A 25,915-nucleotide genomic window follows, 5' to 3' on the forward strand; every position below is an offset into this window, starting at 1 on the left:
CTTCTGGATAACTAACTCTAGTTCCCACAGAAAAAACACCTCCACGTTGATGTATTAAGGTTCAATACCCGTTTTTCAACGTAAGGTGTTTTTATTTGTCTCATTTTCTTATGTCAGTGCATTACCAGGCAGGTTCTTTCTATTCACATATTAATCTTCTTCAGGAGTACGAACGACAAGTACGTCGCATGCTGCGGAGCGGACAATGTTTTCGGAAACGCTGCCGATGAGGAAACGTTCGACTTTGTTCAGGCCAGTTGCCCCACAAATGATAAGATCCGCCTGAAGCTTCTTGGACAGTTCACGGGAAATCATTGTTTTGGGAGAGCCGTATTCAACTACGATATTAACATTCTGTAATCCCGCGGCCTCTGCCTCCTGTTTGTATTCCGTGAGCAACTCCTCTGCAAATTTTTGTGCACGTTCTGCGATGGATCGATCGTATGCTTCGACTGCTGCGTATGAACGAGTATCAATAATGTTCACTAAGTTCAAAGATGCATTATTACGTTGCGCGATGCCCACCGCTTTCTTGAATGCCCATCTTGATTCCTTCGAACCATCCACAGCCACGATAATTTGATCGTATTTCAATACCATTCCAATCACTCCATCCTTCTAAATTTATCCCTACACTTTGTTTACACTTATTTACTTCGATAAAAACCCCGAAAATCCTTTCTTTTTTAAAAAATAAATATGAAAAAGAGGACGGAAATTTGACAGAAATGTTACGTCCTACAATAACGTTGAGAGAAGATTATGAATCTGAATATTTGTTTTTAATTAATAAGGGAGCAATATTGGTATATTTCTGATAGAATTGAAATTATATTGGCCATGTCGAAAATTTGTCGTTTTTTTGGCCAACTAATTTTCATAATGTTTAGGAGGATCAGAAATGCGTATTGGGATTCCAAAAGAAATCAAGAACAATGAAAATCGGGTGGCGATGACACCTGCAGGAGTGTTTAACTTAAAGTCTGCAGGTCACGAAGTATTGATTGAAACAGGTGCGGGTCTTGGATCCAGCTTTACAGATGAAGACTATATCGAAGCAGGTGCGACAATCGTAGCTACTCCGAAAGAAGCATGGGAAGCCGAAATGGTCATGAAAGTAAAAGAACCGCTTGCTTCTGAATACGGTTATTTCCGTGAAGGACTTATTCTCTTCACTTATCTTCACCTTGCTCCTGAATTGGAATTAACAAAAGCTATGCTTGATAGCAAAGTTGTTGGCATTGCCTATGAAACTGTGCAAGTAAACAATTCTTTGCCATTGCTAGCTCCGATGAGTGAAGTTGCAGGGCGTATGGCAACTCAAATCGGTGCGCAATATCTTGAAAAGATCAACGGCGGAAAAGGAATTCTCCTCTCCGGAGTTCCAGGTGTTTCTCGCGGAAAAGTCACAGTAATCGGTGGCGGGCAAGCGGGAACAAACGCTGCGAAAATCGCAGTCGGTATGGGTGCTCAAGTAACTGTACTTGATTTGTCCGTAGAACGTCTTCGTCAGTTAGATGAAATGTTCGGTGACAGCATTCAGACACTTGTTTCAAACCCGTTTAATATCGCTGAATCTGTAAAAGATTCCGATCTTGTGATCGGCTGTGTCTTGATTCCAGGGGCGAAAGCGCCGAAATTAGTTTCTGAAGAAATGGTAAAATCGATGAAACCTGGCTCAGTACTTGTTGACATCGCAATTGACCAAGGCGGTATCTTCGAAACATCTGACCGTGTGACAACTCATGATAATCCTACATATGAGAAACATGGTGTTGTACACTATGCAGTTGCCAACATGCCAGGAGCTGTTCCACGCACTTCGACGATGGCATTGACGAACGTTACTGTTCCATATGCATTGCAAATTGCAAACAAAGGCTATAAGCAAGCATGCTTGGATAACGCAGCGTTGCAAAAAGGCGTCAATACACTTGAAGGCCATGTGACATACAAAGCAGTTGCTGAAGCACAAGGTCTTGAGTACGTACCTGTAGAATCATTACTACAAAAATAATAAAACGCTGTCCGAGAAAAATCGGACAGCGCTTTTTTCCATTTAAGGCTGGATGATTTGAAGTTCTTTTGGGAATTTCGTTAGTACTTCTACACCGTCAGACGTGACAGCTACGTCATCTTCAATTCGTACGCCTGTTATGTCAGGATGATAGATACCTGGTTCGACGGTGAAAACCATCCCTGCTTCTAGTTCCATGTCATTTGTTCCTGTAATGGAAGGGAATTCATGGACAGAAATGCCGAGTCCATGACCGAGGCGATGTGTGAAATATTCACCGTAGCCCGCTTCTGTAATGACATCCCTTGCGGCTTTGTCCAAATCCCTTGCTTTCACACCGGGACGAATTAAATCGATTGCTGCCTGTTCCGCTTTTTTGACAGTTTCATAAATTTCACGCATCTCTTCAGATGGTTCGCCGAAAGCGACGGTTCTCGTAATATCAGAACAATACCCTTCGTATACGACCCCAAGATCGAATAAAATGAAATCTCCTTTTTGGATCTTCCGGTCTCCAGGAGTTCCGTGTGGAGAGGCAGTTTTCGGTCCTGATAAAACCATCGTATCGAAAGACATCTTTTCCGCGCCTTTTTTCTTCATTTCAAATTCGATGGCCATTAAAATTTCAAGTTCCGTTTTCCCTTCAGCGATCTCCTTGCAGCCTACCTCAATTGCATAATCCGCCAATTCGGCTGCTTTCCGCATTTTTTGAAGCTCGGCTTCGCTTTTAATATTTCGCATTTTGTTCAATTGTTCATCAAGCCGCGGGAATGTTGCACCGTCAAAAATCTGTTCCATCCGTTCCAGACGTTCTACTGTCAAATGCGACTTTTCGATAGCGATTTTTTTCAAAGTAACTCCTCGCTTCGCGGCCGCAGATGCAAGAACTTCCCATGCATCTTCCGTATCCTGATGACCGACGGCTTCAAACGTCCATCCAGATGCCTTTAGGTCAGGAACTTCCATGAGCGGGCAAATGACGAACGGTTCGCTATCCTTGAAAATCATGACACCTAATAGCCGTTCATGTGGTTCACTGCGGAAGCCGGAAACATAAAAAACATTATCCGGTGTCGTAATAAATGCTGCATCCACATCGTTTACTTGTAAGTAGTTTTGGATTTCGTTAATTTTCTCCAAACAGATCCCTCCTATATGAATACATTTAATCATATCAAAAAAGAGGATTTTCCGATATGATATCGAACATGTATGTATGAACAGATTTGGAGGGATATGCAAATGAAGATTTCTTATCACGGACATTCTGTCGTGAAAATTGAAACTGAAGGCAAAACGTTATTGATCGACCCGTTCATTACGGGGAATGAATTGACGGATCTGGTGGCTTCCGAACAGACTCCTGATGTGATTCTGTTAACGCACGGACATAACGATCATGTCGGGGATACATTTGAAATTGCAAAACGTTGCAACCCGCTCGTTGTCGCACCGAATGAATTGGCTGTCTATTTAGGGATGCAAAATATAAATGCCCACGGAATGAATATTGGAGGCTCCTATACATTTAATTTCGGAACAGTGAAATATACACAGGCCTTCCATAGTTCTTCCTATACGACAGATCAAAATGAATTTATCTATACAGGAATGCCTGCCGGTATTTTGTTCACTGCTGAGGGCAAAACAATTTATCATGCAGGGGATACGTCTCTATTTGGAGATATGGCATTAATCGGGAGAAGGCACCAGATCGACGTGGCATTCTTGCCGATCGGTGATAATTTCACGATGGGTCCAGAGGATGCTGCGGCTGCTGTTGAACTGCTCAATCCGAAGCTTGTCGTACCGATTCATTACAATACGTTCCCACCGATTAGGCAAAATCCGGAAACGTTTAAGGATTTGGTCACTGCCCATGAAGTGAATATTATGAAGCCAGGTGACTCACTTGAATTATAAAAATTTCCGATCTGTGCAACAAGACATTGTTGCCAGATCGGTTTTTCATTTCACCAATTCAATCATTTATACACTTGAGTCATCCTGAAAACGCTATTCTTTCTGAACTATGATAAAATGAAAGCAGGTAAAAAGAGAAAAAGGTGAAAAGATGTCGACAAAACATGAGCTGATATTACGCTATATCGAAGGGTTGGCCGTCGGCGAAAAGATTTCTGTACGCCAAGTCGCCAAAGCCCTATCCGTCAGTGAAGGAACGGCATACCGGGCAATAAAAGAAGCTGAGAATCAAAAACTTGTCAATACGATCGAACGTGTTGGCACGATACGAATTGAAAAGAAGAAAAAGGAGAATATCGAAAGGCTAACATTTGCCGAAGTCGTCAATATTGTCGATGGAGTTGTACTTGGGGGACGGGATGGACTTCATAAAACATTGACTAAATTCGTCATCGGGGCAATGCAACTCGATGATATGAAACGTTACATAGATGCTGGAAGCTTACTGATTGTCGGAAACAGGCTCAAGGCACACGAGCTTGCCTTAAGTGCAGGAGCCGCAGTTCTCGTTACAGGAGGCTTCGATGCAGCTGAAGAAGCGAAAAAACTGGCAAATGAACTGGACTTGCCAATCATTTCATCCAGTTACGACACGTTCACAGTCGCGACGATGCTGAACAGGGCGATTTATGACCAGTTAATTGAAAAGGAAATATTGCTAGTGGAAGATATTTTGACGCCGCTCGCTGAAACGATCACTTTTTCACCGAAGGACAGTGTAGGATACTTCAATGAAGTGAATCGGAAAACGGCGCATTCAGGATATCCAGTCATTGAAAGAAATGGAAAATTGATTGGGATTGTCACGTCACGTGACGCCGTCGGGAAACAAGAAACCGATTTGATTGAGAAAGTGATGACGCAGCACCCGATTACTGTGAATGGCAAAACGAGTGTAGCTTCCGCAGGTCATAGCATGATTTGGGAGGGCATCGATTTGATGCCTGTTGTGAGCGAAAGTGGTATTCTTGAAGGAATTATTAGCCGCCAAGACGTCTTGAAAGCATTTCAGATGACGCAACGACAGCCGCAACAAGGGGAAAAAATCGATGATATCGTAAAAAACCAAATGAAAGCCGTACCTGACCAGCCCCAAAACGTCGAATTTACAGTCGCTCCACAAATGACGAACCAATTTGGATCGCTATCTTATGGAGCGTTGACAACATTGTTGACGGATGTTGGAAACCGGGCGATTAAAATGCGTAAGCGGGGAGAAAGTGTTCCCGAAAATATGACAATCTACTTTATTAAACATGTGCAGCTTGGGTCCACGGTTACTGTACAACCAAGAATTCTTCATATGAGTCGGAGATTCGTTAAAGTAGACTTCGATCTATTCTCGGAATCTGAACTGATCGCAAAAGCGATGGTTATGTATCAGCTTTTCGAGAGATAAGAGGTGGAATGAAAAAACTGATGCGGCAGGCGCATCAGTTTTCATTCAACTTAGTTTCTTCATCGATAAATTGTTTATAATGCTGTGAAGCTTTGTAATTGAACACGATGATATAGGCGCCGAACACGATGAAAAGACCAGAGACAACGTATGTTGCAACGCCTTCGAAAAGAAGGAGCTGGTTAATTCCGAAGAAGAAAAGAAGACCGCCGAGGAATGATCCTGCTTTGCTAGCAAAAAATTTCTTTCGGATCGGGAACATATAACTTGTCCTGAATTGGCGAGTTTTGAAATAAAGATAGTAAACGCCTGATGCAATAATAAGAAAAACAAGTAAGAAATTAAGAGTTTTCATTCAAAGAGCCTCCATCAAATACTTCTTTCATTGTAGCGGCTTTTTTCAAGGAATGCGAACAGAAATCATTGAAAACCGGAGGAATCGGAAATTGATACGACAAATCATCGACACAATTGAACAATATGAAACAATTATCATTCATCGTCATGTCCGGCCTGATCCGGATGCGTACGGTTCTCAAGTTGGCTTGAAAGAGTTGATCGCTACGAATTATCCTACTAAAAAAGTGTACGCAGCAGGTACACATGATCCCATGCTCACTTATTTGGCAGTTCAAGATGATATAACCCCTGAAGATTATAACAATGCGCTCGTCATCGTTACCGATACGGGCAATACAGAACGAATCGACGCAAATCATTATGAAAAAGGTGCCTATTTAATTAAAATTGATCACCATCCGAATGTCGACCCATATGGAGACATGAGATGGGTGGATACTGAAGCAAGCTCCACTTCGGAAATGATCTATCTTCTTTACGAGGAAGGGAAAAAGCATTACGGATGGAAAATGTCTGATGCATGCGCCCGTTTATTGTTTGCCGGTATTGTAGGCGATACAGGACGCTTCCTGTTCCCGAGCGCTACTGTTAGGACATTTGAGATTGCAAGCGGTTTGATCAAATATAACTTCGATCGATCGAAGTTATATGCGGAAATGTATGAGGAAGACCGCAAATTGCTCCATTTGAAAGGCTATATGTATCAGCAGTTCACGATTGACGAAAACGGTGCGGCCTTCATTAAAATTGATAAATCCGTTTTGAACAAATTCGGCGTCACTGCTAGTGAAACGTCCCAGCTTGTCGGAGCACTCGGAGATGTGAAAGGGATATGTGCTTGGGTCATTTTTGTAGAGGAGGACGATCAGATTCGTGTCCGGCTCCGTTCAAAAGGACCTATTATTAATAAGCTTGCTGCAGAATATGATGGAGGCGGGCATCCACTCGCTTCTGGAGCTTCCATCTATTCATGGGACAAAGCAGATGAAGTCATTGCAAAATTGAAAGCATTATGTGCGGCGAAGTAACGGTTCGGAGGGATTTGTATTGGTACTTGTCTATCCACAAATAGTGACCGGCGCCGATTTACTGCGCGGTATAATAAAACTTGACGAACTGGCCCCGCTTCTGCAAAGGAGAGGGGCTCGATCTGTTGGTATTGTCAATTCGAAAATGTATGGGGTCCGTTCTTTCTGTAAAACGATGGAAAAATACGGCATTCATCCGGTCATTGGGTTAACGATCCGGTTGGAGCTTGATGACGATTCAACTATTTTGCTATATGTATACGCTAAAGACGATAGCGGCTATAGCAATCTTCTTAAAATGAGCAGTGCCATCTCCATTCGTGAACAGGAGACACTTCCGCTGAAATGGCTGCAAGCGTATAGCGAGGGGTGTGTCTTTATTTGTCCGATGACCGATCGTTCGTGGGAAGATAAACGAGGAACAGAAACAATCCAAACAATCCAAAAAGCGTGTCGGACGGTCTACATCGGCATATCTAGGCCAGGTGGCGTGAAGCACCATGCAGAAAATGACATTCTGGACATAGCCGACCAGACAAACACAACCATTACTGCATATCACGAATCAAGGTATCTTGCGAAAGAAGATTCCTTTGCATTTGAAGTTGCGACGGCAATACGGTCGGGCTATAAACTGAATGATCCTTCCCGGCCAAAACTAGATATTTATGATGCATATGTACCCGAGGAGCAAGAGCTGCTGCATTGGTTTTCCGATCGTCCGGAATGGATGCAAACGATGTCTGAAATCATGTTGTCCTGTAATGCGAAATTACCGCCAAACCGCACTTTGATGCCTGCATTTCCAGTTCCGGAAGGGCATACGTCGGCTTCTTTGCTAAAAATGAATTGCGAGAAAGGCTTAATCCGCAGGTTAGGGACGGTCAGCCCAACTTATTATGAAAGACTCCATACAGAGCTTGCGGTCATCGATAATATGGGGTTTTCTGATTACTTTCTCATCGTAGAAGATTTCATGCGTTTTGCAAAGGAGAATGGGATTTTAACAGGGCCAGGAAGGGGTTCTTCCGCTGGTTCCCTCGTCGCATTTTCCCTTAGCATTACGGATGTGGATCCTATCAAATACGGGCTCATTTTTGAGCGTTTCCTCAATCCCGGCAGAATTACTATGCCCGATATCGACATTGATTTTGCGGATAACCGGCGCTCAGAAGTGATAGAATATGTCGCTAAAAAATACGGGAAGGCATATGTTGCGCAAATTATTACGTTCGGTACACTTTCATCCAAATCTGTCGCACGGAACGTCGCCCGCGTGTTTGACTTCACAAATGAAGAGATGTCCTTCTTGTCCAAACAGATCCAAGAAGGACATCGTAAAAGTCTGGAACAGTCTGTTACCAAGTCAAAACAGCTTCAAGACTGGATTGCTATGGATCCTGTCCGTGCCAAATGGTTCCAGGCAGCTAAAGCATTAGAAGGCTTGCCGAGGAATGCGTCCACACATGCTGCAGGTGTCATTTTATCTCCCATCCCCTTAGTCGAAACGGTTCCACTTCAACATGGCGGAGAAGATATTTATTTGACGCAATGGGCAATGGGGGATGTGGAAGAAATCGGTCTGCTGAAAATGGATTTTCTCGGGCTGCGTAATTTGACATTGATGGATCGGATCCGTTCGATGATTCAATATGATAAGGGAAAGACGATCCATTTCGAGGACATCCCTTTGAATGATGCAAAGACGTTCGACCTTTTTAAAAAGGGCGATATGACCGGGATTTTCCAATTTGAATCAGATGGCATGCGAGAGGCCTTGAGGCTCATCAAACCAGATGAATTCAGTGAACTTTACGCCATCAATGCATTATACCGACCTGGTCCGATGGAAAATATCCCGCTTTATAGCCGAAGGAAAAACCATAAGGAAAAAATCGATTATTTACATCCTCAACTGGAACCGATCTTGCGAGAAACGGCTGGAATCATCGTCTACCAGGAGCAGATTATGCAAATCGCCGTACAAATTGCGGGATTTACGATGGCGGAAGCAGATCTATTAAGAAGGGCTGTCAGTAAAAAGAACCGCGAAGTGCTCAGGCAGGAGAGGGATCATTTTGTGAAAAGTGCGGTCCAGCATAACTTTCCCGAACGCTCCGCAAGTGATATTTATGATTTGATCGTTAAATTTGCCGATTACGGGTTCCCGAAAAGCCACGCGGTTGCGTATTCATTAATTTCCTATCAACTGGCCTACGTCAAAGCAAATGCACCGGTCTATTTCTATGCAGCACTGTTGTCGATGGCGACGGGCAATCAAGAAAAAACGATGGAATATATCCATGAGATCAGAGCGAAAGGTATTGACATCCTCCCACCCTCCATCCAGAAAAGCAAATATTCCCATGTAGTCGAGAATGGGGCAATCCGGATTGGATTAGGGATGATCAAAGGGGTGACGCCGAACTTTTACAATCTTGTAAAGGAAGCTCGAACGACTGAAGGTTGGAAAACGCTCTTCGACTTTTCAGCTGCAATCGGAGGAACACATTTCAACGAAAAAACAATAATTCCCTTAATCAAAGCAGGAGCGCTCGATGAATTCGGAGAAGATCGGTCCGTCCTCCTCGCTTCCAGTGAAGCTGCACGTAATCATGCAATGTTCGTCAGGCCGGATGGAGACGACTTGCTCCAAGATGTCATATATTCCATCGCAAAGCCGAAATATTCGCCAGGCGGCTCCATGCCGAGATTCGCTATGCTCGAATATGAACGGGAAGTGCTCGGTTTTTATTTATCCGAACATCCAGCGGTTGAGATGAAAAAGACATTAGGTGAAAAAGTAGTAGACCTCGTAATCGTCCCCGACGCAAAAGAACGTACGATGCTACAGGTAGCGGGAATGATAAGAGACATCAAACGGATCCGTACAAAGAAAGGCGAAGCGATGGCATTCCTTACGCTCCAAGACGAAACGGGAGAACTATCATGCACGATCTTCCCAAGGCAATACACTACAGTCAACATCCATTTACAAGAACTCGCCATGGTACAAATTACAGGAACAATGGAAAAACGCAACGGCCAAGCACAACTGATCGTCCAGCAGATTAAGAGGGTTTAATGGGAGCTGACCTAAAAACCGAAAATCCCCAGAACGGCTCCCTTCCGCGGGCGTCGCCACAGCCTCCTCACTCCGCTATCGCTGCGTTGCGGGGTCTTCTGCTGACGCTTTTCCCGCAGGAGTGTCGCTTTCTCTGGCGATTTACTAGATATCCCTAAAAGAATTTTTAAAATATAAAAGCATTCTCTTGTATATTTTTTGTCACTAGTGAAAATGAGTGGAAGGCAGCAGCGCGAGAATATCGTCACGAAGAATAAAATTAGTGAGAATATACAGTCGCATAAATCGCAGAAATAGACTGACTGTAGAAGTTGCGCGTCTGCTAGGCACGGAAATCCAAGTAACGTTTCTGGTAATAAACCTGAGATATGTAGAATCAGAACGCAGAGTGAAGACAAAGGGTTGGAAATCGTATTGATTTCCAACTCTTTTCCTTATTATATTTTGGTAATTATTATTCTATAACTGGCATAATCCAGGTCCAACCGACCAAGTTCTAAAGATTTAAGGCAATAGAAGTCAGTGCCTCCTTCATTGACGTTCTTTAAAATCCCTTTAGGCTTGTCCAAACCATGGTCTAGTTTTTGGGGCATCGGTAAAGACACGCTCAATCATTTTTTTATGTGTCAAAAGTCCTCAGTTCCAACCAAGTTGTTTTGACAGGTATAGCGTTGAATTATCTTTTGGTGATTTATATTCTGCGTCCATTGGTTGATCATTGAACACGTGGCACAAATAGAAGGAGTTGAGGCTTAATTACGATAACCTTCCATTGTTATTGTTGATTTGATTCTTCCCCATTATTTCCGTTACTTCATTTAATTAATTGGAAACACCGTTGATTGGAGCATAGGGCGGCGACTCCAGCGGGAACAGCGCGAGCTGAAAGCCCCGCAGACACGAAGTGTCGAGGAGATTGAAGCCGTGCCCGCGGAAAGCGTCCGCCCGTAGCGGAAATCAACCTTTAACATTGCTAGATACATGCTGAAACATGTCTCTTTTTGTCATTTCGTCATTTATTTCTAGATATCTCTTTACGATACGATCACTTTTCTGTATGCTATACAAAGTAGTGGTCAGACCACTAGGATTACGAAATTCCAAGAGGGGCGTCCGTATGCAAAATACAAAACCTTCATCCAAGATGTTTCTTGACATCGTCGGAGAACTCAGGCTGATGATCAAGGCGGAAGGCATCAAAGCAGGTGACAAATTGCCGTCCGAACGTGTTTTGGCAGAACGTCTGCAAGTAGGAAGATCGTCAGTCCGCGAAGCACTGAGAAGCCTTGAGCTACTCGGTCTTATCGAAACCCGCCGCGGCGAAGGGACATATCTTGCTGATTTCAAAAAGCATCAGCTCGTTGAAGTGCTATCGACTTTCGTCATGCAACAGCCTAAATCAGCAATGGATGTCAACGACACGCGCACCATCCATGAAAAAGCAGCTATTCAAACAATTTGTGCCGACGAGCATAAGCGAAACTTGCCTGTCTGGGAAGGACTGCTCATGAAGCTCGACGAAGATGGCGAGGTTCTTCGTGAAGATATAATGCGGGAAATGATTGTTGCTACAGATAATCGATTATCATTGAAAATTTGGTTTATACTAAAACAATATAGTAAGATTCCGTACGAGCAGAAGACAAAAGGAAAAGAAAATGACATAGTGAGAGCTTTGCTCAATTATTTAATCGATGGAAGTGTCATGGATGCATTAACGTCATATGACGAGTGGATTGAACATATCGAGGGGGAAGAAAGAGAATGATCCGTGAATTTTTTACGAAAAAGAAGCAGGCAATAACGATACCGTCGGCCGATGCGAAGAATGATGTGCCGGAAGGAATCATGACAAAATGTCCGGAGTGTAAGCAGATCATCTTGACGAAGGATCTGATGAAGACCGCGAAAGTATGTCCGAAATGCGACCATCATTTTAAAATGACGGCTTGGGAGAGAGTCGAATGTCTTTTTGACGAAGATACATTTACATCGATGGATGATCATTTGAAATCGGAAAACCCGCTGAAATTCCCATCATATACAGAGAAGATCGAATCTGATGCAAAAAAGACTGGGTTAAATGAAGCTGTGCTAACCGGAATTGGGAAAATTGGTGGATTTGAAGTTGCAGTTGCAATTATGGATTCTCATTTCCGTATGGGTTCTATGGGGTCTGTTGTCGGGGAAAAAATTACGAGAGCAGTTGAAAAAGCGACTGAATTACGTATTCCTCTCCTGATTTTTTCTGCTAGCGGAGGGGCTAGGATGCAAGAAGGTATCTTATCACTTATGCAAATGGCAAAGACAAGCGTCGCGCTTAAACGCCACTCTGATCAGGGGCTACTCTTTATTTCGATAATGACATACCCTACTACTGGTGGTGTTTCAGCAAGCTTCGCCTCGGTAGGAGATATTAATATAGCAGAACCTAAAGCATTGATCGGCTTTGCAGGAAGACGGGTTATCGAACAGACAGTTAGGGAGAAGCTGCCAAGTGATTTTCAAACGGCCGAATTTCAATTGGAACATGGACAGTTGGACGCTGTCGTTCATCGGGAAGAAATGAAAGAAACCCTAACTAAAATAATCCGACTTCATGTAAAGGAGGCTAATCTTCATGAGTAAGCCATTAGCATTCGAAGAACCAATCATCAAACTGCGCGAGAAAATCAACGAACTTGAAGAATTTACGAGTACGACTGATGTTGATTTAAGCGACGAAATAGAAAATTTAAAGATTCGACTTAAAAACTTAGAAGAAGAAATATACGGAAACATGGAACCATGGGATCGTGTGCAAGTGGCCAGACATCCACAACGTCCGACATCGCTAGAATATATTAATGAACTCTTTGAGGATTTTATTGAACTGCATGGAGACCGGGTTTTTGGAGATGATGCCGCGGTTGTTGGAGGGATTGCATCATTTGAAGATACACCCGTAACCATAATTGGTCAGCAACGTGGAAGAGATACGAAAGAAAACGTCAAACGGAATTTTGGAATGCCACATCCGGAAGGTTATCGAAAAGCGCTACGATTGATGAAGCAAGCCGAGAAATTTCAACGACCAATCATTTGCTTAATCGATACGAAAGGTGCTTATCCTGGAAAGGCAGCTGAAGAACGTGGGCAAAGTGAAGCGATTGCCCGTAACCTTGTTGAAATGGCTGGTTTGAAAGTACCGGTTATTTCGATTGTTATAGGTGAAGGGGCAAGCGGTGGTGCACTTGCAATTGGGATTGCCAACCGTTTTCTTATGCTGGAAAATTCGTGGTGCTCAGTCATTTCACCGGAAGGAGCAGCCTCAATACTTTGGAGAGATGCCTCATTGGCAAAGCAAATGGCGGAGGCTATGAAAATTACAGCTCCCCATTTAAAAGAGATGGGGATCATCGACGATATTATACCTGAAGTGATGGGTGGCGCACATAGGGATTTAAAAAAGCAAGCAGAGTTTCTCAGACAAGCAATTCGCCAATCATTGGATATGTTTAAAGGGATGGATGGAAATAGTTTGGTTGAGGACCGCTACATGAAATATAGAGGATTAGGTGTTTTTTCTGAATAACGAGGTGCGGGTTTTGCCCGCATCTTTTCGTGTTATACGATTACTATACATATTGAACTAAAGAAGGGGTGGTTCATTTGAAAAAAATCGGTGTTTTGACAAGTGGCGGAGATGCGCCCGGCATGAATGCTGCTGTTCGTGCGGTCGTCAGGAAAGCAATTTATGAGGGATTTGAGGTTGCTGGCATCTTCAATGGCTATCAAGGGCTTATCCAAGGAAAGATTGAATTGCTGCAGCTTGGGTCTGTCGGTGACATTATCCAACGTGGAGGGACCATGCTCAGATCTGCCCGATCTCCTGAATTCATGACGGTGGAAGGGCGCGAAAAAGCGGTCCGCCAGTTGAAGGAACATCATATCGACGGCCTTGTCGTCATCGGTGGAGATGGATCATTCAGAGGCGCATTCGAATTGGTAAAAATGGGAATACCTTGTGTATGCGTTCCCGCTACAATCGATAATGACATTAATGGCACGGAATTTACGATCGGGTTCGATACTGCATTGAACACGGTCATCGATGCCATCGATAAAATCAGGGATACAGCTACCTCCCATGAACGCACTTTCATTATTGAGGTGATGGGCCGGGATGCCGGTGACCTGGCGTTATGGGCTGGACTTGCAGGCGGTGCCGAAACGATACTCATCCCTGAAGAAGAAAGTAGTTTGGACGAAATCATCAGCCGATTGGAAAGCGGTACGGGCCGTGGTAAAAAGCATAGTATCATTATCGTGGCGGAAGGTGTCATGTCCGGATCAGCTTTGGCTGACCTATTAAAAGAAAAAGCGGGAATTGAGACACGTGTTTCCGTTTTGGGGCATATCCAACGCGGCGGTTCTCCTTCAGCACGAGATCGGGTTATCGCAAGCCAATACGGCGCGAGGGCTGTCGAAGTGTTAGGTGAGGGGCGTGGCGGAGTCGCTATTGGTATGCAAAACCATAAGGTGGTAGACTATGATTTAGAAGAGGTATTTGCCTCAACTGATCATACTTTAGATAAGGAACTTTATGAGTTATCCAAAGTATTGTCGATTTGATTAATCTAAAACATGACGAGTAAAAGACGAAAGGGCGTTTTTGTGATGAGAAAGACAAAAATTGTGTGCACAATCGGACCAGCCAGTGAATCACCGGAGTTACTAGAACAGTTAATAGAGGCAGGTATGAATGTTGCACGGCTTAACTTTTCGCACGGTACACACGAGGAGCACAAAGCCCGAATCAAATCCATCAGGGAAGCGTCGAAGAAGACAGGCAAAGTTGTCGGAATCTTGCTTGACACGAAAGGTCCTGAAATTCGGACGCATTCCATGAAGAACGGTCAAATTGAATTGATTACTGGTCAGCATATCGATATTTCGATGACTGAGGTAGAAGGCACAGATGATGTTTTTTCAGTTACATATGAAAAGCTGATTGAGGACGTCGAAAAAGGATCTGTCATTCTTTTGGACGACGGTCTCATCCAATTGGAAGTTACCGGAAAAGATCTTGAAAAGGGACTAATCCATACAATTGTCGTGAACTCCGGAACGTTGAAAAATAAAAAAGGGGTTAACGTACCAGGTGTTTCCGTCCAGCTTCCTGGAATTACAGAGAAGGACAAAGAAGATATTTTATTCGGCATCAAAGAAGGTGTCGATTTCATCGCTGCTTCTTTTGTGCGCAGAGCTTCGGACGTCATGGAAATTCGGGAATTGCTCGAGAATAACGGCGGAGAAGATATCCATATTATTCCGAAAATCGAGAACGGTGAAGGTGTCGACAACTTGGATGATATCTTAATGGTTTCGGATGGCCTCATGGTAGCAAGAGGGGATTTGGGTGTGGAAATTCCCGCAGAGGAAGTCCCACTCGTTCAAAAGAAGATGATTGAAAAATGCAACCAAGTTGGCAAGCCTGTCATTACCGCGACGCAAATGCTTGATTCGATGCAAAGAAATCCTCGTCCTACTAGAGCGGAAGCAAGTGATGTCGCAAACGCGATTTTGGACGGCTCGGATGCAATTATGCTATCGGGAGAAACAGCAGCAGGACTCTATCCGGTGGAATCTGTCCGAACGATGGACCGGATTGCGAAAACAGCGGAAGATGCTGTCGATTACCGAGCCGTCGTTTCTACACGTCGTCGTGAAAAGCACGGCAATATGACGGAAGCGATCGGACAAGCAGCGGCTTATACGGCCATCAATCTTAAAGTAAAGGCAGTTCTCGCTCCGACTGAAAGCGGCCATACAGCAAAAATGATTGCTAAGTATCGACCTGGCTGCCCAATTATCGCGATTACCGCTTCGGAGAATCGCTCTAGGAAATTATCGCTCGTTTGGGGTATTTATCCGATTATTGGTGAACGCGTAAATTCCATTGATCAAATTTTGCAGGAGTCTGTTGAAGAAAGTGTCAAACATCAGTACGTCACCCATGGAGATGTTGTCATCATCACAGCAGGTGTACCTGTCGGAGAAGCTGGAACGACGAATTTGATGAAAATCCACGTAATCGGCGATATGCTTGCAAAGGGCCAGGGAATCGGAAAGTCGGTCGCATTTGGACAAGCTGCTGTTGTCCATAATGCACAAGATGCGTTGGCGCGTGACATGAAAGGAAAAATACTTGTCACTTACTCATCGGATCGTGATATGATGCCCGCAATTGAACAATGTGCTGGTCTAATAACAGAAGAGGGCGGATTGACAAGCCATGCAGCAGTTGTCGGCCTTAGTTTAGGCATTCCAGTCATCGTTGGTGTCGAAAATGCGACCGAAGTCATTATCGATGGAAAAGACATTACGATGGATGCGGAATCCGGAGTCGTATATAATGGTCATGCAAGTGTTCTTTAATTTAATTTAGTAAATGAATCTAGGCTGTCTTCCGATGTATTTCGGAAGCGGCCTTTTTAGGATTGGAGTTGTTAGAAAATGAAATGGCTACTGCCAGCTATATTGATCATACCAGCTGCAGAAATTATACTCCTGCTTTATTCGGGGACGAAAATCGGGATTATGCCGACGATTCTTCTCCTTCTCATTACAGGAATTGGAGGGGCTTATCTCGCAAAAAGGCAAGGACTTAAAGCATTGCTCGATTTACGTGACAGGATGGGAACGATGGAAGCCCCGGGAAATGCTGTAATCGATGGTGTCTGTATTTTCATCGGGGGGATTTTATTACTATTACCTGGTTTCATTTCGGACGTTGTCGGTCTTTTGCTTTTATTCAAAGGGCCGAGGAAGATAATCCGCCCATTTATTGTTAGTTGGATATATAAAAAGATGAAACAAGGACGAATCGTTATTCGGTGAAGGATGGATGCTTTTTCAATTTCAAGGCGGCGAATAATAGAAAGGGTGTCAACAGAATTCCTGGAAGTCCAAATAGATAAAGTGAACAGACGGTAATGAAAAAAGCATGGATCGGCTTTACTCTAAATGCTGAGGCCCACATGAACGATTCAGCCAATTGTCGTGTTGTGACGACAAAAATATATAGCAAGATGAGTGTAACACCAATAAACAACTGGTGCGTGTATATGAAAAAAGCTGCCATCGGGAGTAGGAATAGACCGATTCCTAATAATGGCAAACTATCAGCGATTGAAACGAGGAATGCGCTTCCGATTGGCGACTCAAAACCGAGGAATGAAAATCCGATGCTTAGAATGATGAAGGTTAGCAAAAATAATCGTGCTTCCACAAATGCAAAAGTGCCGAATAACTCGCCAGATTTTGTGAATATTCGTTTTGCGGAAGCACGCATATTTACTGGAAAATAGACGAGAAACCAGAATTTGTTTTTTCCTGATTCACGCAAAGCAAAAAAATACGCGACGAGGAAAATGAACACACTGAAAATACGTTGGAACAAAGAAGTGGTAAACGTAATAGCATATTCAAGCAAGGCATGTCCATATTCGATTACTTTCTGCTCAAGAAATGAATAGACTTTACCTAGTAAATCAGTTTTACCCGTATACATGGATAAGTGTTTTTCGAGTAGCGGAATCGTATCCATTAAACCGTGCAACGCGATGAAAGAAAAAGTAGTGAAGATGAATAGCATGGAAAGCATGACGAAGAAGGTGGCAATCGTTAGTGGGAGTTTTGTCATCGCCCGTACCGCCTGCAAAATAGGGGCAGTAAAGTAGGCTACGATAATTGCAATTCCTACCGGGGGAACTAAAAATATGAAAATACCTCCTAGAATAGGGGGCATCCATTGGACGATGAGAGACTGAAAAGTATGTTGTTTTATATGGTTTTTTAGCACGATTTCATCCTTTTCGCTATTATTCTTATAAAGAAAACAAGCTTTTCCATTCACAAAACTGTAATAATTGTTTATAATGAACAATGTAAGCGTTTCAGACAGTATTACAAAAAGTAGATTTGCCTCATCTTACAAGAATTTGTTGAATGAAGGCAATCATGACTGGAGGAGCGATTTAAAATGACAGCAACAAAAGGATTGGAAGGAATCGTAGCAACACAGTCCGCCATTAGTTCCATCATCGATGACACACTTACATACGTCGGTTACGATATCGACGATCTTGCAGATAATGCAAGTTTTGAGGAAGTTGTTTATCTATTATGGCATCAGCGACTGCCAAAAGCGGACGAGCTAGCTGAATTGAAACAACAACTTGCCGATAATATGGCTGTTCCACAACCTGTACTTGATCATTTTAAGACTTATTCCATTGGTGAAGTTCACCCAATGGCGGCATTACGTACAGCAATCTCTCTTCTCGGATTATACGATGAGAATGCAGAAGATATGTCTGACGAAGCGAATTATGAAAAAGCGATCAAACTTCAAGCGAAAGTGGCAACTATCGTCACTGCTTTCTCTCGAATCCGCAAAGGTGAAGAACCTGTAGCTCCTAAAAAGGAACTTGGCTATGCAGCTAACTTCCTATATATGCTGGCAGGGGAAGAGCCTGAAGAAATCGCAGTAGAAGCATTCAATAAGGCATTAGTACTACATGCTGACCATGAATTGAACGCTTCGACGTTCACTGCACGTGTATGTGTGGCGACACTTTCCGATATGTATTCCGGCATTACCGCTGCAATTGGAGCTCTTAAAGGCCCACTTCATGGCGGAGCTAACGAGCAAGTTATGAAAATGCTCATGGAAATCGGAGACGAAGAAAATGTAGAATCATATATTAGAGAAAAACTTGATAATAAAGAAAAAATTATGGGCTTCGGCCACCGGGTATACCGCAAAGGTGATCCACGTGCGAAGCACCTTCGTGAAATGTCCAAGAAGTTGACAGCACTTCGTGGAGAAGAAAAGTGGTATAACATGTCACTTAAAATCGAATCAATCGTGACGGGTGAGAAGAACCTACCACCTAACGTTGATTTCTATTCTGCTTCGGTATATCATTCACTTGGTATTGATCATGATTTATTCACACCTATTTTTGCGGTATCCCGTTTCTCCGGCTGGACAGCACATATTTTGGAGCAATACTCCAATAATAGACTGATTCGTCCGCGTGCTGAGTATATCGGACCGGACAAGCAAAAATACGTGCCGATCAACGAGAGATAACTTGTAAGCTGGTTACAAGAATCCAGACTTACAAGTGATACACATCATCGGGGCGGTAGCATAACTACCGGCCCGCTCATTTTGAAATGGAGGAATAGAAAATGGCAAAAATCACAGTAACTGACGGCGTACTTAATGTTCCGGATCACGCAACGATCCCATTCATCATCGGTGACGGTACTGGCCCTGACATTTGGCATGCAGCTTCTCGCGTTTTGGAAGCAGCGGTCGAAAAAGCATATGATGGCAAAAAGAAAATCGAATGGAAAGAAGTTCTTGCGGGAGAAAAAGCATTCAATGAAACTGGCGAATGGCTTCCACAAGAAACTCTTGACACAATCGAAGAGTATCTTATCGCTATCAAAGGTCCTTTGACGACGCCGATTGGCGGTGGTTTCCGTTCATTGAACGTTGCGCTTCGCCAAGAGTTGGATCTATATACTTGCCTGCGTCCAGTACGCTACTTTGAAGGCGTACCTTCTCCGGTAAAACGTCCTGAAGACTGCGATATGGTCATCTTCCGTGAAAATACAGAAGACATTTATGCTGGAATCGAATACAAAGAAGGCACTGAAGAAGTGAATAAGTTGATCTCATTCCTTCAAAACGAAATGGGCGTTAAAAATATCCGTTTCCCTGAAACTTCCGGTATCGGTATTAAGCCTGTTTCTGAAGAAGGTACAAAACGCCTTGTTCGCGGTGCGATCAATTACGCGATCAAGGAAGGCCGTAAGTCTGTAACACTTGTACACAAAGGAAACATCATGAAATTCACTGAAGGTGCTTTCAAAAACTGGGGTTACGAAGTAGCTGAGCAAGAGTTCGGCGACAAAGTGTTCACTTGGAACGAATATGACAAAATTAAAGAAGCTGAAGGAACAGAAGCTGCAAACAAAGCGCAAGCTGATGCAGAAGCTGCTGGCAAAATCATCGTAAAAGATGCAATTGCTGATATCTTCCTCCAACAAATCTTGACTCGTCCAAAAGAGTTCGATGTAGTTGCAACAATGAACTTGAACGGTGACTACATTTCCGACGCACTAGCAGCACAAGTTGGTGGAATTGGTATCGCGCCAGGTGCTAACATCAACTATGTGACTGGACATGCTATCTTTGAAGCAACACACGGTACAGCTCCGAAATACGCTGGCCTTGACAAAGTGAACCCATCATCAGTGCTTCTTTCAGGCGTTATGATGCTTGAGCATATGGGATGGAACGAAGCTGCTAACATGATCACGGCTTCAATCGAAAAAACAATCGCTTCTAAAGTTGTTACATACGACTTTGCTCGCCTCATGGACGGAGCAACAGAAGTGAAAACTTCCGAGTTTGCTGACGAATTGATCAAAAACCTATAATCACACCTTCAACCGGGAAGCCTCGCGCTTCCCGGTTTTATTAATGTGTGGAAATTCCACTATCCATTCTTGCTAGCTTTGCAGTTCTTGCATGATACAAATACCATTGATTTCCGTTCCGATTGGACGCTTTCCGCGGGCACGGCCTCAGCCTCCTCGTCACTGCGTTCCTGCGGGGTCTTCGGCTCGCGCTGTTCCCGCTGGAGTCGCCAATCTCCACTCCAATCAATTAGAATGTAAATTGAATCCTTAACTGAATGGTAACTATAAAGGCATGGAAAAGGGATTCTCTCCTTCAAAGCCATGGGAAAACTAGCTGCTTAAAAGGACTCCAATGCTGTTAGTTTTATTCGAGTACTGGCTTTCGATAATATAGTGGTGCCAGACGGTAGAAGTGAATAGATGCAGGATATTAGTGTCATTCGTTTGTAGTTCCGACAAACTTTTTTTAAAAAAAGTCTTTATTTTTCTATATTTTTTAATTATATTTGGGTACCTGTTGCTTGGAGTGCAGGCGCTCGACTCCTGCGGGAATAGCATGAGTCTTGAGACCCCGCAGGGAAAGCCGTTACGAAGAACGGCTTTTGCGACCAAGAGCGAAGCGTTGGGAGCACCACCCGAGGAGGCTCAAGCCATGCCCGCGGAAAGCGAGCGCCGGAACGGAAAGCAACACGTCCTAGTTTCATCTATTTAAAGAAGCACCCACATCAACTTAACCTATTCTTAACAACCAACTAACTTGCCCTTTACAAGTGAATATTGATACACTTTCTATAACAACATTCCAATCAGGAAAATGAAGGGGGAAGCAAGTTGCTATTAGGGAAAAAAAGGCGGATTGGAAGGGAAATCGATAAAATTGTTGAAGGTGAAAAGCTGAAGCTTACCGAAAAAATCGAAGATAAAGATTTACTTCTTTATCTAGGATTGACCAATGATTCGAATCCATTGTACATACAACATGATTACGCATCGCAAACCGGGTTTGACAAGCCGATTGTGCCGACTATTATGTTGAACGGAATTATCACTTCCGCCATTTCGAAATACTTGCCTGGTCCGGGGTCTCATATTACGGAGCAGCACCTAATTTTCCCGAAACATGTATATCATTACGAAACGATTGATTTCTTATTTGAAGTCATTCGAGTCGAAAAAGAGAAAGGTTCGATCGTCATTCAAGTGGAAGCAACAAACGAGGACGAAAAAACCGTAATTTCGGGTACCGTAACGGTGATTCCGCCTTCCATCCGAGAAAACCTAACATCGGAGGCAATGGAAAATTTCTGAATTTCAAATATGAAAACTAAAGAACGACATCTAAGGGGGACATGGAAATCGTGCAGAAAATTTTAATCGTGGATGATGAGCAACCGATCCGGACGTTATTGGACTATAACTTGAAACAATCCAATTTTGAAACGATCATGGCTGCGGATGGTGAAGAAGCTGTATCAAAAGTAGAAAAAGAAAACCCGGATTTAGTACTGCTCGATCTCATGCTGCCTAAAATGGATGGGATAGAAGTGTGCAAGGTTTTGAGGCAGAGGAATATTAATACGCCGATCATCATGCTGACCGCAAAAGGCGAGGAGACTGACAAAGTATTAGGGTTGGAAATCGGCGCAGACGATTATATGACGAAACCGTTCAGTCCCCGAGAAGTGGTTGCTAGAGTAAAAGCGGTTCTGCGGCGGAGCGGCGAGCGGACAGGAATCGACGATGAGGAAGAGGACCTGCATGTACTTCGTTCGGGACCTATTACAGTGCATCCGGATCAATACGAAGTGTATTTAGACGACCAAGCATTGGAATTCACTCCGAAGGAATTTGAACTACTCGTCTATTTCTTACAAAATAAAAACCGAGTTCTCACTCGTGATCAATTATTGAGCGCAGTTTGGAATTATGACTTTGCAGGAGATACACGGATTGTCGATGTCCATGTGAGCCATTTACGTGAAAAAATCGAAGAAAATACAAGAAAACCTAATTTCATTAAGACGGTTAGAGGAATTGGATATAAATTCGAGGAGCCAAAATTGAAATGAAGGGTCTTTATTCTAGACTCTTTATCGCCTTTGCCACAATTTTATTGGTTCTACTGACTGGTCTTGGCATTGTCCTGGGCCAGTTTTTTTATCTAATTGACCATGATGTCACGTGGCAAGTTCAGCGTAAGTATTGGATTTTCCTTATCGCTATTCTATCCATTGCTTATGTTCTTTCACTCCTACTTGGCACTCGATTCATTAAGCAATATGCGAGTCCCACTGACCTAGTGACGGAAACTGCCAAGAAGATTGCCCGAGGCGATTATTTGGCAAGAACACCAGTTGAAGAACTTGATGAAGGTAATGAATTAGGAATTGCAGTGAACCAGATCGCTAGGAATTTACAAGAAACATCCATATTGCGAGCGATGGAAAAAGAACGTATGAATACGTTGATCGAAAGTATGGGGAATGGACTTCTGATGTTCGGAAGGGAAGGATCTGTCAATTTATTGAATCGGATGTTCGAAAAAACATTCGGCTTAACTAAGGATGAATTGGTCGGAAAAACGTTCAAGGAAATCGGTTTGCCAGAAGGCATTCAGAAGCTGATTGAAGATGTATATTTAACAGAACAAGTGCATGAAAGACAATTACGAATCGGTGAATTGCATTTCAACGTTTACGGCGCGCCGGTTATCGGTCGCCATGGAAATTGGCTAGGTATCATTGTCGTCCTTCATGATATAACGAAACTTGTTAAATTGGAGGAAATTCGTAAAGATTTCGTCGCAAATGTTTCTCATGAGCTTCGGACTCCGATCACTTCGATTAAAGGCTTCACAGAGACGTTATTAGATGGAGCGATGAACGATCCGATTACATCAAAGGAATTTCTTGAAATCATACAAAAGGAAAGCAACCGTCTGCATTTATTAATCAATGATCTTCTAGAACTGTCAGGAATCGAGCGTGAAGGATTCCAATTGAAATACGATAATGTGTCGATCTCTGACATTATTGAAAATGCGATGAAGATCGTTTATGGATTAATTGAGAAAAAGCATATGAATATCGTCATCAACACTAACCAACAGCTTTTCGTTCAGGCGGATTCCGCAAGGCTGATACAAGTATTGGTCAATTTGCTCACAAACGCCATCAACTACTCGAAAGAAAATACGACCATTACGATCAATACATCTGAAACGGATGATGAAGCGATTATTGAAGTCCAGGATGAAGGGATGGGAATCGCTGAAAAGGAATTACCTCGATTGTTCGAACGATTTTATCGAGTGGACCGTGCGCGAAGCAGGGATTCCGGAGGTACAGGTCTTGGACTGGCAATTGTCAAGCATCTGATAGAAGCGCATGGCGGCAAAGTCACTGTCGAAAGCACTGTAGGCGTTGGCACAAAATTTACGATAATGTTACCAAAGAAATCTGCATAAGGCAGATTTCTTTTTTTTTGAAACCAAATTGAAACAAAACCGTAGTATAGTTGATACATAGAAGAAGGGGGAATTTAAATGAGCACACGCCGAGCATCAGTGGCAGCTGGTCTTGTCATTGCTGGAATATTATTGCTCGTCATTGCTTTTACGACATGGTATACGGTGGACGAATCTGAGCAGGCCATCGTCATTACTTTCGGAAAAGCGGACACACCAGTCACGGAATCGGGCTTGCATTTCAAGCTGCCATGGCCAATCCAGCATGTTGAGAAACTCTCAAAAGAGACATTCAGTCTTCAATTTGGTTATAAGCAAGATCCAGATGGAACACTTGTTACATACGACAAGGAAACGAAAATGATAACAGGGGATGAATATATCGTACTTGCGGATCTAGTTGTCCAATGGAAAATAACAGATCCGGAGAAATATTTATTCAACTCACAAAATCCAAAGGAAATTCTTCATGACGCGACTTCTGCATCGATTCGATCAATCATCGGAAGTTCGACAATCGATTCTGCCTTGACGGATGGGAAAGCAGAGATCGAAGCAAAAACACGTGATTTATTAACATCGCTTATGACTAATTATGACATCGGTATTTCGATACAAGGCGTTAAACTGCAAGATGTTGAATTGCCGAACGCTGACGTCCGTGCCGCTTTTACAGCAGTAACGGACGCCCGTGAAACAAGAAGCACAAAAATCAATGAAGCGCAGCGATATAAAAACCAACGAGAAAACGAAGCGAAGGGTGAAAAAGATGCCATCATATCCCGTGCTGTCGGCCAGAAGACTGCTCGTATAGAGCAAGCGCGAGGAGATGTCGCACTTTTCAACGATCTGCATGCAGAATATGAAAAAAATAAAACGATCACTCGCCAACGGCTAATTATCGAGACATTAGAGCAAGTACTGCCAAAAGCGAAGATCTATATTATGAATGACGACGGCGATACGTTGAAATATTTGCCGTTACAGCAACTGGAAAGTCAAACACCACCACCTGCTGAGCAGAAAACGGAAGGGGGCGGCAACTAATGACGAATAACAACAATCCATTCAAAAATATAGAAGATAAATTTAAAGAGATGCAAGGTGGAAAACAGAAAAAGCCTGCAGGCGCGGATAAAGTCATTACTCCGAAAAAGCCGTTCAATACGAGGAAATTTGTAAAAACAGCAATTACGATAACAGTAATTTTTGCAATAGCCGTCATACTACTTGCAAATGTCTATGTCGTAAAAGAGGGGGAGTATAAGGTTGTACGGCAATTCGGTGAAATTACAAGAATTGTCAAGGAACCGGGTTTAAATATGAAAATCCCGTTCATCCAATCCGTGTCAAGTTTGCCGAAAAACCAATTAACGTATAATGTTTCCGAAGCGGAAATTACGACGAAGGATAAAAAACGAATCATCATCGACAATTATGCTGTTTGGAGAATTACCGATCCTGCAAAAATGATTTCGAATGCGCGAAATATTATTAATGCTGAAATGCGTATGGAGGAATTCATCTACTCTGTCATTCGGAACGAGATGGGGCAATTGGATTATGTGGATGTTGTTAATGATGAAAATTCATCCCGTGGTAGTTTGAACGACCGTGTGACGACTAAAGTAAATGAATTCCTGGCAGAAGGGAATTTTGGTATCGAAGTCATTGACGTTCGGATGAAACGGATCGACCTTCCGGAAGAAAACGAACAATCGATTTACACTCGTATGATTTCAGAGCGGGAATCGACAGCTCAGGATTACCTTTCCCAAGGGGATGCGGAGAAGAGGAGAATAGAGGCGGAAACGGATAGGGAAGTGCAAGAAATGCTTGCGACCGCGAAAAAGGATGCGGCCGTCATCCATGCCGAAGGGGAAGCGGAGGCTGCTAAAATCTACAATAACGCATTCTCGAAAGATCCCGAGTTCTACAATCTCTACCGTACGCTGCAATCCTACTCTCGCACAATCGGCGATGACACAATGATCATCATGCCAGCCGACTCGCCATACGCAAAAATATTAACAGGATACTTGGAGTAACAGATGACGTCATTTTCATTTACATCTACCGTCATGGTAAGATG

General features: G+C 43.2%; 22 protein-coding genes. 18 read left to right on the forward strand and 4 right to left on the reverse strand.

From position 1 onward, the window contains the following. Window positions 1-150 precede the first annotated feature (150 nt). The gene (locus tag MHZ92_RS18200; RefSeq protein ID WP_239433142.1) at window positions 151-600 is read right to left on the reverse strand and encodes a universal stress protein; all 450 of its coding nucleotides are present in this window, start codon (window positions 598-600) and stop codon (window positions 151-153) included. Window positions 601-901: 301 nt separating this feature from the next. Between MHZ92_RS18200 and ald the strand changes: the two genes are divergently transcribed. After that, the gene (ald, locus tag MHZ92_RS18205; RefSeq protein WP_239433143.1) at window positions 902-2,017 is read left to right on the forward strand and encodes an alanine dehydrogenase; all 1,116 of its coding nucleotides are present in this window, start codon (window positions 902-904) and stop codon (window positions 2,015-2,017) included. Window positions 2,018-2,059: 42 nt separating this feature from the next. Here the strand turns inward: ald and MHZ92_RS18210 are convergent, their stop codons facing one another. Beyond that, a complete protein-coding gene (locus MHZ92_RS18210; RefSeq protein WP_239433144.1) occupies window positions 2,060-3,157 on the reverse strand; it encodes a M24 family metallopeptidase in 1,098 nt (365 codons plus the stop codon). 102 nt (window positions 3,158-3,259) lie between these two features. Here MHZ92_RS18210 and MHZ92_RS18215 point away from each other — a divergent pair, with 102 nt between their 5' ends. Further along, window positions 3,260-3,940: a metal-dependent hydrolase gene (locus MHZ92_RS18215; RefSeq protein ID WP_239433145.1), complete on the forward strand. Its 681-nt coding sequence runs from the start codon at window positions 3,260-3,262 to the stop codon at window positions 3,938-3,940. Between the two features lie 151 nt (window positions 3,941-4,091). Next, window positions 4,092-5,399, forward strand: a complete 1,308-nt coding sequence (locus MHZ92_RS18220; protein WP_239433146.1) for a DRTGG domain-containing protein — start codon at window positions 4,092-4,094, stop codon at window positions 5,397-5,399. A 34-nt stretch (window positions 5,400-5,433) separates the two neighbouring features. Here MHZ92_RS18220 and MHZ92_RS18225 read toward each other — a convergent pair whose 3' ends face one another. Continuing rightward, window positions 5,434-5,754 (reverse strand): YtpI family protein, encoded by a 321-nt coding sequence (locus MHZ92_RS18225; RefSeq protein WP_239433147.1) that lies wholly within the window; start codon window positions 5,752-5,754, stop codon window positions 5,434-5,436. A 91-nt stretch (window positions 5,755-5,845) separates the two neighbouring features. Between MHZ92_RS18225 and MHZ92_RS18230 the strand changes: the two genes are divergently transcribed. The 8 genes from MHZ92_RS18230 (at window position 5,846) to MHZ92_RS18265 (ending at window position 16,754) form a co-directional block, all read left to right on the forward strand. Next, window positions 5,846-6,787 carry a DHH family phosphoesterase gene (locus tag MHZ92_RS18230; protein ID WP_239433148.1) on the forward strand — a complete coding sequence of 314 codons (942 nt, stop codon included), beginning with the start codon at window positions 5,846-5,848 and terminating at the stop codon, window positions 6,785-6,787. Window positions 6,788-6,806: 19 nt separating this feature from the next. Beyond that, window positions 6,807-9,872 (forward strand): DNA polymerase III subunit alpha, encoded by a 3,066-nt coding sequence (locus MHZ92_RS18235; RefSeq protein ID WP_239433149.1) that lies wholly within the window; start codon window positions 6,807-6,809, stop codon window positions 9,870-9,872. Window positions 9,873-10,989: 1,117 nt separating this feature from the next. Further along, window positions 10,990-11,640: a FadR/GntR family transcriptional regulator gene (locus MHZ92_RS18240; RefSeq protein WP_239433150.1), complete on the forward strand. Its 651-nt coding sequence runs from the start codon at window positions 10,990-10,992 to the stop codon at window positions 11,638-11,640. After that, window positions 11,637-12,500: an acetyl-CoA carboxylase, carboxyltransferase subunit beta gene (accD, locus tag MHZ92_RS18245; RefSeq protein WP_239433151.1), complete on the forward strand. Its 864-nt coding sequence runs from the start codon at window positions 11,637-11,639 to the stop codon at window positions 12,498-12,500. Before MHZ92_RS18240 ends, accD begins: the two co-directional genes overlap by 4 nt. Next, on the forward strand, window positions 12,493-13,446 hold the full coding sequence (locus MHZ92_RS18250; protein WP_239433152.1) for an acetyl-CoA carboxylase carboxyltransferase subunit alpha: 954 nt from the start codon (window positions 12,493-12,495) through the stop codon (window positions 13,444-13,446). Before accD ends, MHZ92_RS18250 begins: the two co-directional genes overlap by 8 nt. 77 nt (window positions 13,447-13,523) lie before the next feature. Next, window positions 13,524-14,486, forward strand: a complete 963-nt coding sequence (gene pfkA / locus MHZ92_RS18255) for a 6-phosphofructokinase (RefSeq protein WP_239433153.1) — start codon at window positions 13,524-13,526, stop codon at window positions 14,484-14,486. A 45-nt stretch (window positions 14,487-14,531) separates the two neighbouring features. Further along, window positions 14,532-16,292 (forward strand): pyruvate kinase, encoded by a 1,761-nt coding sequence (gene pyk, locus MHZ92_RS18260; RefSeq protein WP_239433154.1) that lies wholly within the window; start codon window positions 14,532-14,534, stop codon window positions 16,290-16,292. A gap of 78 nt (window positions 16,293-16,370) precedes the next feature. Then, window positions 16,371-16,754 (forward strand): FxsA family protein, encoded by a 384-nt coding sequence (locus MHZ92_RS18265; RefSeq protein WP_239433155.1) that lies wholly within the window; start codon window positions 16,371-16,373, stop codon window positions 16,752-16,754. Here the strand turns inward: MHZ92_RS18265 and MHZ92_RS18270 are convergent. Beyond that, complete coding sequence (locus tag MHZ92_RS18270; protein WP_239433229.1) at window positions 16,744-17,664, reverse strand: AI-2E family transporter; 921 nt, start codon at window positions 17,662-17,664, stop codon at window positions 16,744-16,746. The two genes, MHZ92_RS18265 and MHZ92_RS18270, sit on opposite strands and share 11 nt — an antisense overlap. 234 nt (window positions 17,665-17,898) lie before the next feature. Between MHZ92_RS18270 and citZ the strand changes: the two genes are divergently transcribed. From citZ to hflC, 7 genes are all read left to right on the forward strand, one after another. Further along, window positions 17,899-19,014, forward strand: coding sequence for a citrate synthase (citZ, locus tag MHZ92_RS18275; RefSeq protein WP_239433156.1), 1,116 nt, complete (start codon window positions 17,899-17,901; stop codon window positions 19,012-19,014). 101 nt (window positions 19,015-19,115) lie between these two features. Continuing rightward, window positions 19,116-20,375 carry an NADP-dependent isocitrate dehydrogenase gene (icd, locus tag MHZ92_RS18280; RefSeq protein WP_239433157.1) on the forward strand — a complete coding sequence of 420 codons (1,260 nt, stop codon included), beginning with the start codon at window positions 19,116-19,118 and terminating at the stop codon, window positions 20,373-20,375. A gap of 813 nt (window positions 20,376-21,188) precedes the next feature. Further along, window positions 21,189-21,665 carry a MaoC/PaaZ C-terminal domain-containing protein gene (locus MHZ92_RS18285; protein WP_239433158.1) on the forward strand — a complete coding sequence of 159 codons (477 nt, stop codon included), beginning with the start codon at window positions 21,189-21,191 and terminating at the stop codon, window positions 21,663-21,665. A gap of 47 nt (window positions 21,666-21,712) precedes the next feature. Beyond that, on the forward strand, window positions 21,713-22,426 hold the full coding sequence (locus tag MHZ92_RS18290) for a response regulator transcription factor (RefSeq protein ID WP_239433230.1): 714 nt from the start codon (window positions 21,713-21,715) through the stop codon (window positions 22,424-22,426). Continuing rightward, the gene (gene pnpS, locus MHZ92_RS18295; RefSeq protein ID WP_239433159.1) at window positions 22,423-23,823 is read left to right on the forward strand and encodes a two-component system histidine kinase PnpS; all 1,401 of its coding nucleotides are present in this window, start codon (window positions 22,423-22,425) and stop codon (window positions 23,821-23,823) included. The genes MHZ92_RS18290 and pnpS overlap by 4 nt, the downstream gene beginning before the upstream one ends. A 78-nt stretch (window positions 23,824-23,901) precedes the next feature. Further along, window positions 23,902-24,870, forward strand: coding sequence for an FtsH protease activity modulator HflK (gene hflK, locus MHZ92_RS18300; RefSeq protein ID WP_239433160.1), 969 nt, complete (start codon window positions 23,902-23,904; stop codon window positions 24,868-24,870). Continuing rightward, window positions 24,870-25,871 (forward strand): protease modulator HflC, encoded by a 1,002-nt coding sequence (gene hflC / locus MHZ92_RS18305; RefSeq protein WP_370644780.1) that lies wholly within the window; start codon window positions 24,870-24,872, stop codon window positions 25,869-25,871. The genes hflK and hflC overlap by 1 nt, the downstream gene beginning before the upstream one ends. The last annotated feature ends 44 nt before the right edge of the window (window positions 25,872-25,915 follow it).

The sequence above is a fragment of the Sporosarcina sp. ACRSL genome, assembly GCF_022346605.1.
Classification (GTDB): Bacteria; Bacillota; Bacilli; order Bacillales_A; family Planococcaceae; genus Sporosarcina.